We start from the raw sequence: 8174 nt of genomic DNA on the forward strand, positions 1-8174 counted from the left end.
GGATCAGGGTTCGTAGATCGCTGGGTGGCGCGGGTCGTCCACGCGGACTACGACGTCCGCGAGCGCGCTCGGGTCTACTTCGTTCTCGTAGCGTTCGTAGGCCGGAAGCGCCCATTCGTCGGTTACGCGACGGCGGAGCGCACCCGGCGAAAGCCACAAATGCACCACGAAATCGAACGCCAATCCCGCGCCGAGCAAGAATTCGCCGTCGACCACGACGACGCCGCGGTCCGGGACCGGGACGCGCGGCAGCCTGGTCGCGCGGTCGCGTTCGGCGTCCCACAGCGCGGGCAGCACTTCGCCGCTGCCGTCGTCGGCGAGCGGGTCCAGGACTTCCCGGCGCAGACCGCCCAAATCCAGCCAATCGGTATACCGCGCGTCCGGATTTTGTTTCCCGTGCTCGAAACGGAGTGACGCTGGTCGCAAAAATCCGGCGGCGGGGACGTGCAGCGCGGCTCGGCCGAGCAGCTTCAACGGGCCGGTCAACGCCTCGGCGAGCGGGCCCGTTCCGGCCGCTCCGTCGATCGCGACCGCGATTCGTCGGCGGTGGGTAAGCGCGTCGACGCGCTCGGTCAGCTCGGCGGCGAGGGCGTCGGGGGAGATGGGGCGGTAGCGCACGATCGCATGATCCCGCACCGGTTTCCGTCGGTCCCCGATGCCATGATGGCGGCATGGCCAACGAGGAGGGCAAGAACCGGCGGAGTGGTTGGGAGACAGCCGTTTCCCGCACGATGCCGTACCCGGGCAGCCGGGTGTGGGAGTTCTTGGTGGGGGACGGGGTGGAGATCTGGCTCGGTCCCGGCGTCGAACTGCCGCGCGAACGCGGGGCCGGATACGAGACCGAACACGGCACGACCGGCGAAATCCGCAGCTATTCCGACGACCGCCTGCGGCTCACCTGGCGTCCGACGGACTGGGACCACGATTCCTTGCTGGAGCTCGAGGTCGCGGATCTCGGCAAGCGCAGCACGCTGAAGATCCGCCAGGAGCGGCTGGCGGACGTGGCGGAGAAGGCCGAGCAGCGGGCATATTGGAAACAAGTGGTCGAGCGCGTCGAGGCGGCATTGGCCGAACGCTGACCGAACTGCCCAGGGGGTTCCAGCAGTGAGCGTCGACGAACAAACCGAGGAAATCCCTTTCGCGGGCGAGGAATTCTGGCAAAACCCGCACGAATGGCTCGCGCAGCGGCGCGAATCCGGCCCGGTGTGCCCGATGACCGCCCGCCGCGGAATCCCGTCCTACCTGGTCGGCGGATACGAGCAGGCGCGCGAGCTGCTCAACGATCCTCGGGTCAGCAAGGACAGCACGGACGTGCAGCGGGTGTTCGCGGCGAAGGTCGGCCAGGAGGTCGAGGGGCCGGACTTCGGCAACCTGCTCACCCGGCACATGCTCAACAGCGACCCGCCGGTCCACACCCGGCTGCGTAAGCTGGTGAACAAGGCGTTCACCGCCCGCACCGTCGCCCGGTTGCGGCCGCGGATCCAGGAGATCGCCGATTCGCTGCTGGACGAGATGGCGCGGCACGAGCAGGTCGACCTGGTGCAGGCGTTCGCCGAGCCGTTGCCGATCACCGTCATCTGCGAGCTGCTCGGCGTGCGCGTCGAGGACCGCGGCGCCTTCACTGCCTGGTCGCACACGCTGCTGTCGTTCTCCGAGGACCCGGAGTCCCAGGCCGCGGCGGCGCGGGAGATGGAGGAGTACCTGCAGCAGCTGGTCGAGAGCAAGCGCACCGAACCGGCCGAAGACCTGTTGTCGGACCTCGTGCACGCCAGCGACGAAGGCGATTCGCTCGACGGCGACGAGCTGATCTCGATGGCGTTCCTGCTGCTGATCGCCGGGCACGAGACCACGGTCAACCTGATCGCCAACGCCACGTTCGCGTTGCTGCGCGCACCCGAACAGGCGGAGAAACTGCGCGCCGACCCGAGCCTGATGCCGGGTGCGGTCGAGGAGTTCCTCCGGTTCGACGGGCCGATCAACTTCGCGACCCTGCGCTACACGGTCGAGGAGATCGAGGCGGGCGGCGTCACTATCCCGACCGACGAGTTCCTGCAGATTTCGCTGCTGTCGGCCAACCGGGACCCGGAGAAGTTCCCCGACCCGGACAGGCTCGACGTCACCCGCGCGCCGGGCGGGCACCTCGCTTTCGGGCACGGGATCCACTACTGCGTCGGCGCGCCGCTGGCCCGGCTGGAGGCGGAGATCGCGCTCGGCTCCCTGCTGGCGCGGTTCCCGGAGCTGAGCCTGGCCGTGCCGGTCGAGAAAATCGTCTACCGGCCGAGTTCGCTGGTGCACGGCGTGCTGGCGCTGCCGGTGCGGCTGACCGGGGCGTAGCGGCTGTCACTGCGGAGCCGCCCGCCGCCCGGTTAGGGTCGGCGGGTGGAACCCAGTGCTGCCGATCTTCTCGCCCTCGACGCCGCGCACGTCTGGCATCCCTACGCCCCGATGCCAGGCCGCGTGCCGCCGCTGCTCGTGGAAGAGGCGAGCGGAGTGCGGCTGAAGCTCGCCGACGGACGAGAACTGGTCGACGGCATGTCGTCCTGGTGGGCGGCGGTGCACGGCTACCGGAACCCGGTGCTCGACGCGGCGCTGGAGCGGCAGGCCGGGCGGATGAGCCACGTGATGTTCGGCGGGCTCACCCACGAACCGGCGATCACGCTCGCGAAGACTCTGGTCGAGATGACCCCGGACGGGCTCGAGCACGTTTTCCTGTGCGATTCGGGCTCGGTTTCGGTCGAGGTCGCGGTGAAAATGTGCTTGCAGTACCAGCGTTCCCGCGGCCTGCCCGGAAAACACCGGCTGCTGACCTGGCGCGGCGGCTATCACGGAGACACGTTCACGCCGATGAGCGTCTGCGATCCCGACGGCGGCATGCATTCGCTGTGGCGCGGGGTGCTGCCGGAGCAGGTTTTCGTTCCGGCTCCGCCGTCCGGTTTCGACAGCCCGGCGGATCAGTCCTATGTGGACGAACTGGCGAAGGCGATCGAGCAGCACGCGGACGAACTGGCCGCGGTGATCGTGGAACCGGTGGTGCAGGGCGCGGGCGGCATGCGGTTTCACCATCCCGGCTACCTGCGCGCGCTGCGAGAGCTGACTCGCGAGCACGACGTGCTGCTGGTGTTCGACGAGATCGCGACCGGATTCGGCCGTACTGGAAGGCTTTTCGCGGCCGAGCACGCCGGCGTGACGCCCGACTTGCTGTGTGTCGGCAAGGCACTCACCGGGGGGTATCTGACGATGGCCGCCGCGTTGTGCACGCCCGAAATCGCCGACGGGATCACGCGCGGCGAGCTGCCGGTGCTCGCGCACGGCCCGACGTTCATGGGGAACCCGCTGGCTTCGGCGGTCGCCAACGCTTCGCTCGGTTTGCTGGCTGAAGGCCAATGGCAGGCCGATGTCGCCCGGATCGAAACCTCGCTGCGCCAAGGACTTGAGTCGGCTCGGGAGCTGCCGCACGTCGTGGACGTGCGAGTGCTGGGCGCGATCGGCGTGCTGCAGCTCGATCACGAGGTGGACATGGGTGTCGCGACGGAGGTGGTGACGGCTGAAGGCGCGTGGCTGCGGCCGTTCCGGGATTTGATCTACGCGATGCCGCCCTACATCAGCACCGACGCCGACCTGGCGGTGATCACGTCGGCGATGCACGCCGCCGCGGCGAAGGCCTGAGGTTACTTCGGGTTAGCCGTGGCTCCGTGTAGTGGATCGGGCTGAGTGACGCAACCCGATCGTGGGTTATTCGATAAAGATCCACTCCATAGAGTGGGACATAGCGGACATTTCACAAGGATCCCGGTTTCCTGGTGATCATGAGACGACTTGCCGTGCTTCGCCACGACGTGCCCGCCTCGCTCGTGGTCTTCCTCGTCGCGGTCCCGCTTTCGCTCGGGATCGCCCTCGCGTCCGGCGCGCCGATCGTCGCCGGGCTGATCGCCGCCGTCGTCGGCGGCGTGGTCGCCGGCGCGCTCGGCGGCTCTCCGCTGCAGGTCAGCGGGCCCGCCGCCGGGCTCACCGTGCTGATGGCCGAGACGATTTCCACCTTCGGGTGGGCGGTCACCTGCCTGATCACCGTCCTCGCCGGCGCGCTGCAGATCCTGTTCGGCCTGAGCCGCGTCGCGCGGGCCGCGCTGGCCATCTCGCCGGCGATCGTGCACGGGATGCTCGCCGGGATCGGCATCACGATCGTTCTCGGCCAGCTGCACGTGCTGTTCGGCGGGAAGGCGCAGAGCTCGGCGCTGGAGAACATCGCCCGGCTGCCCGCGCAGATCGCCGCCCACCACGACGCCGCCGCGCTGATCGGCGTCCTGACCCTCGCCATCCTCCTCGCCTGGCCCAAACTCCCCGCTGCGGTAAGGAAAATCCCCGGTCCGCTGGCGGCGATCGCGGTCGCGACGCTCGTGTCCCTGGCCGCCGGGATGACGCTGCCGCGCGTCGAACTGTCCGGCGATCTGCTGCAGATCCGCTTCACGCCGCAGCTGCCGGACGGCGGATGGGGCCAGGTCGCGGTCGCGGTGGTCACGATCGCGCTGATCGCCAGCGTCGAGAGCCTGTTGTCCGCGGTCGCGGTCGACAAACTGCAGAACGGCCCGCGCGCCAACCTGAACCGCGAGCTGATCGGTCAGGGCGCGGCGAACATGGTGTCCGGCTCGCTCGGCGGGCTGCCGGTGACCGGTGTGATCGTGCGCAGTTCCACGAACGTCGCGGCCGGGGCGCGCACGCGGGCGTCGGCGATCCTGCACGGCGTGTGGGTGCTGGTGTTCGTGGTCGCGCTCGCCGGGGTGCTGAAGTCGATTCCGCTGGCCGCGCTGGCCGGGCTGCTCGTGCACGTCGGCGCGAAGCTGGTGAATCCCGGGCATCTGCGGCAGGTGCTGCGACACGGCGATCTGCCGCTCTACCTGGTGACCGTCGCCGGGGTGGTCGTGTTCGACCTGCTGACCGGCGTGCTCGCCGGGATTGTGCTGGCCGTCCTGCTGATGCTGCGCCGCACCGTGTGGTCGGGCGTGCATGCCGAGCAGCACAGCGGCGAATGGCGCGTGATCGTCGAAGGCGTGCTGACGTTCCTGTCGGTGCCGCGGCTGACGAAGGTGCTGGGCACGATCCCGGAGGGGTCGAAGGTGACGCTGGAACTGGTCGCCGATTACCTCGACCACGCGGCGTTCGAAAGCCTTTCCGCCTGGCAGCAGGCGCACGAACGGACCGGCGGCACGGTGGTCGTCGACGAGATCGGGCATCCGTGGTTCGCCAAGGGCAAGGAAGGCCGCCCGACGCTCCGGCGCACCGCGGCGGCGGGTGCGATGCCGAGGTGGCTGGCTCCGTGGTCGGCCTGGCAGGCCGTGGACGTGCGGGTTCCCGGGCAGCGCACGCACCGGGGCGCGACGGAGTTCCAGCGCCGGGCCGCGCCGCTGCTGAAGGACGTCCTCAGCGGGCTCGCGCACGCTCAGCAGCCGCACACGCTGTTCATCACCTGCGGCGATTCGCGGATCGTGCCGAACCTGATCACCACGTCCGGTCCGGGCGACCTGTTCACCATCCGCAACATCGGCAACCTGGTGCCGCCCGGGCAGGCCGATCCGTCGACCAACGCGGCGATCGAATTCGCGGTCGGGGTGCTGGGAGTGCGGGAAATCGTGGTGTGCGGGCATTCCTCGTGCGGCGCGATGGGCGCGCTGGCCAGCGGTCCGCCGGCGGACACCGCGCTCGCGACCTGGCTGGTGCACGCCGAACCTAGCCGGAAGCGGGCCGGGGCGGTGACCCTCGACGGGGACCGGCCGGAGCGAGAACCGGACCGGCTGGCGTTGCACAACGTCCTGCAGCAGCTGACGCACCTGCGGCAGTACCCGCTGGTGGCCGAGGCCGAAGCGCGCGGGGAGCTGGCGCTGACCGGGCTGTACTTCGACGTCGGCGAGGCACAGGTGTACCTCGCTGATCCGGCGAAGGGCGAGTTCGTGGCCGCTGGAGCGCCCGCGGCGGCCCCGGCCGGCTGACTCGGGCCCTCGCGCGTGCCCTCCGGTGCGCGCGAGGGAACCCCCGAGTGTTGACATCGGGGAGCACGTCAATATCTTGATGGCTCGTGACGACGCTCGTGATGACCGGAACCGGGACCGACGTCGGCAAAACGGTCGCCACCGCGGCGATCGCGGCGCTGGCCCTCGCGCAGGGACAACGCGTCGCGGTGCTGAAGCCCGCGCAGACCGGCGTGCTCCCCGGGGAGGCAGGCGACCTCGCCGAGGTGGTGCGGTTGGCGGGCAAGGACCTGACGATCCGCGAACTGCGCCGCTACCCCGACCCGCTGTCCCCGGAAGCCGCTTCCCGCCGCTCCGGCCTGCCCGCCGTCGGCCCCGGCGAAATCGCCGCCGCCGCGAGCGACCTGGACACCACCCACGACCTCACGCTGGTAGAAGGCGCGGGAGGCCTGCTGGTCCGCTTCGATCCGCAGGGCAGCACCCTGGCAGATGTCGCGTGGTCGCTGGGCGCCCCGGTGGTTCTCGTCGCCCAAGCCGGTCTGGGCACGCTCAACACGACTGCTTTGACCGCCGAAGTCGCCACCCGCCGAGGCCTGAACGTCGTGGGCGTCATCATCGGCTCCTGGCCAGCCTCGCCGGACCTGGCCGCCCTGGAAAACCTCCGAGACCTGCCAGTCGCCGCCGGCGCCCCGCTGCTGGGCGCCCTCCCCGCCGGTTTGGGCGCCGCCGATCGCGAAACCTTCGCTGACCAGTCCCGCTTGGGTTTGTCCCCGTGGTTCGGCGGCGAGTTCGACCCAGAAGCCTTCACCGCCGCCGCCTCCACCCAGAACTAACCCCCCTTCTCTCCCCCGGGGGCCTCTTCCCCTCACCCGCCCCCGAGCCGAGAAATCGCTCCGGTTTCTGGACTGAGCGATCCGATCGGCCCCCCCGGGCCGAGCGGATCGGGAGGGAAGAAACCGGATAAAAGCGATTTCTCCGCCGCGACGAAGTCGCGGCAATCAAACACAGCCGCGTGGTGGGTCGAAAGCCTCAGCCGGGCAAGGCCTGGTGCGGTGACCGCCCGGCTCGAGTGTTGCCGGGTGCGGTAGGCACCTGGCTGGGCTGAGGCTGCGCTCGGCTTGAGTGATGCTGGGTCTGGTTGGGTGCCCGGCTGGACTGGGGCTGCGTGCCGTTTCTGCCCGGCTTGAGTGGGGCTGGGTGCGGTGGGTCCCCATCTGGACCGAGGCTGCGTGCCGTTCCTGCCAGGCTTGAGCGACGCTGGGCCTGGTCGGCACCCGGCTGGACTGAGGCAGCGACCCGCCCAGCTTGACCCAAACCACGAGCCGTTCACCGCTGTCTTGGGCACAACCAGTTACCCTCAGTCCCGCACACTCGCAGAGCGCACGCGCAGGGAAGGGAGTCCCCGGTGGTCGATTCCGCGGGAAAGGCGGCTCATCGGTCGTCAGCGGTAGCCGAGGGCTGGTCGGTGCCGGTGTTGTTTCCGCCGCAGCGTCCGCGGGTGGTGGTGAAGGCTGATCTTCTCCCTGCGGTGAGCGTCCTGTCGACCGCTGCGTTGCTGGGGATTCCGATGGGCTGGTTGTGGTCTCTTCTGGCTCCGCCCGAGCGGGTGCGGGTGATCAGCACCAACGGTCAGCCTGCGCCGTTGGAGTTGGAGAGCTGGCATCGGTTCGACGATCTGGCCGTGTTCGGGTTTCTGGCGATGGCGACGGGGTTGCTGATCGGGCTGGTGGTGTGGTTCCTGCGGGAGCGGCGCGGGCCGGTGGTGCTGGTGGCGGCGGCCGGCGGGGCGTTGGTCGCGGCTTGGCTCGGGACGCAGATGGGGCCTGCGTTCGCCAACTCGAAGTATTCGGTGGACGCGCCGCCCGCGTTGGGGGCGGTGATCGAGCAGGCGCCTCGGATCGAGACTGGGTGGGTCGTGCTGGCCGCGCCGTTGGTGACGTGTTTGGTTTATGCGTTGATGACGGCGTGGAATGGGCGGGAGGATCTGGGGCGGCGGCTTGGGTGAGTCCTTCGTCGCCGAGCTGTAGGCGGCGGTCGGGCTTTGGTTGGCTGTTTGTCGGCGGCGGTTGGTCTTTTGGTTCAGTGTTGCTTGGGGCACCCCGAAGCTGATTGTGATGACGGGCGGCGGGTGTTTGTCAAGGCGGGAAAGATGCCTTGACAAACACCCGCCGTCCGCATTTTTGGCTTCGTATCGGGGTGCGGGGGAGTGTGGCT

General features: G+C 69.5%; 7 protein-coding genes. 6 read left to right on the forward strand and 1 reads right to left on the reverse strand.

The window, feature by feature from the left end:
- Positions 1 to 3: 3 nt before the first annotated feature.
- Entirely contained in the window at positions 4 to 618 is a 615-nt protein-coding gene (locus ACZ7OI_RS28440; protein ID WP_470267216.1) for a nucleoside/nucleotide kinase family protein, read from the reverse strand.
- A gap of 53 nt (positions 619 to 671) precedes the next feature.
- Here ACZ7OI_RS28440 and ACZ7OI_RS28445 point away from each other — a divergent pair, with 53 nt between their 5' ends.
- The 6 genes from ACZ7OI_RS28445 (at position 672) to ACZ7OI_RS28470 (ending at position 7965) form a co-directional block, all read left to right on the forward strand.
- A complete protein-coding gene (locus tag ACZ7OI_RS28445; protein WP_470267217.1) occupies positions 672 to 1079 on the forward strand; it encodes an SRPBCC domain-containing protein in 408 nt (135 codons plus the stop codon).
- Positions 1080 to 1104: 25 nt separating this feature from the next.
- Positions 1105 to 2334, forward strand: coding sequence for a cytochrome P450 family protein (locus ACZ7OI_RS28450; RefSeq protein WP_470267218.1), 1230 nt, complete (start codon positions 1105 to 1107; stop codon positions 2332 to 2334).
- A 45-nt stretch (positions 2335 to 2379) separates the two neighbouring features.
- Positions 2380 to 3666: an adenosylmethionine--8-amino-7-oxononanoate transaminase gene (locus ACZ7OI_RS28455; RefSeq protein ID WP_470267219.1), complete on the forward strand. Its 1287-nt coding sequence runs from the start codon at positions 2380 to 2382 to the stop codon at positions 3664 to 3666.
- A gap of 140 nt (positions 3667 to 3806) precedes the next feature.
- Positions 3807 to 5981, forward strand: coding sequence for a SulP family inorganic anion transporter (locus tag ACZ7OI_RS28460; protein WP_470267220.1), 2175 nt, complete (start codon positions 3807 to 3809; stop codon positions 5979 to 5981).
- A gap of 86 nt (positions 5982 to 6067) precedes the next feature.
- Complete coding sequence (gene bioD, locus ACZ7OI_RS28465) at positions 6068 to 6793, forward strand: dethiobiotin synthase (RefSeq protein WP_470267221.1); 726 nt, start codon at positions 6068 to 6070, stop codon at positions 6791 to 6793.
- Positions 6794 to 7365: 572 nt separating this feature from the next.
- A complete protein-coding gene (locus tag ACZ7OI_RS28470; protein ID WP_470267222.1) occupies positions 7366 to 7965 on the forward strand; it encodes a DUF2567 domain-containing protein in 600 nt (199 codons plus the stop codon).
- The last annotated feature ends 209 nt before the right edge of the window (positions 7966 to 8174 follow it).

Source organism: Amycolatopsis sp. NPDC114503 (genome assembly GCF_055633655.1).

Bases quoted from the DNA above. Each gene is read 5' to 3' on its own strand.
- ACZ7OI_RS28445 (WP_470267217.1), top strand. From the start codon at position 672: ATGGCCAACGAGGAGGGCAAGAACCGGCGGAGTGGTTGGGAGACAGCC.
- ACZ7OI_RS28460 (WP_470267220.1), top strand. From the start codon at position 3,807: ATGAGACGACTTGCCGTGCTTCGCCACGACGTGCCCGCCTCGCTCGTG.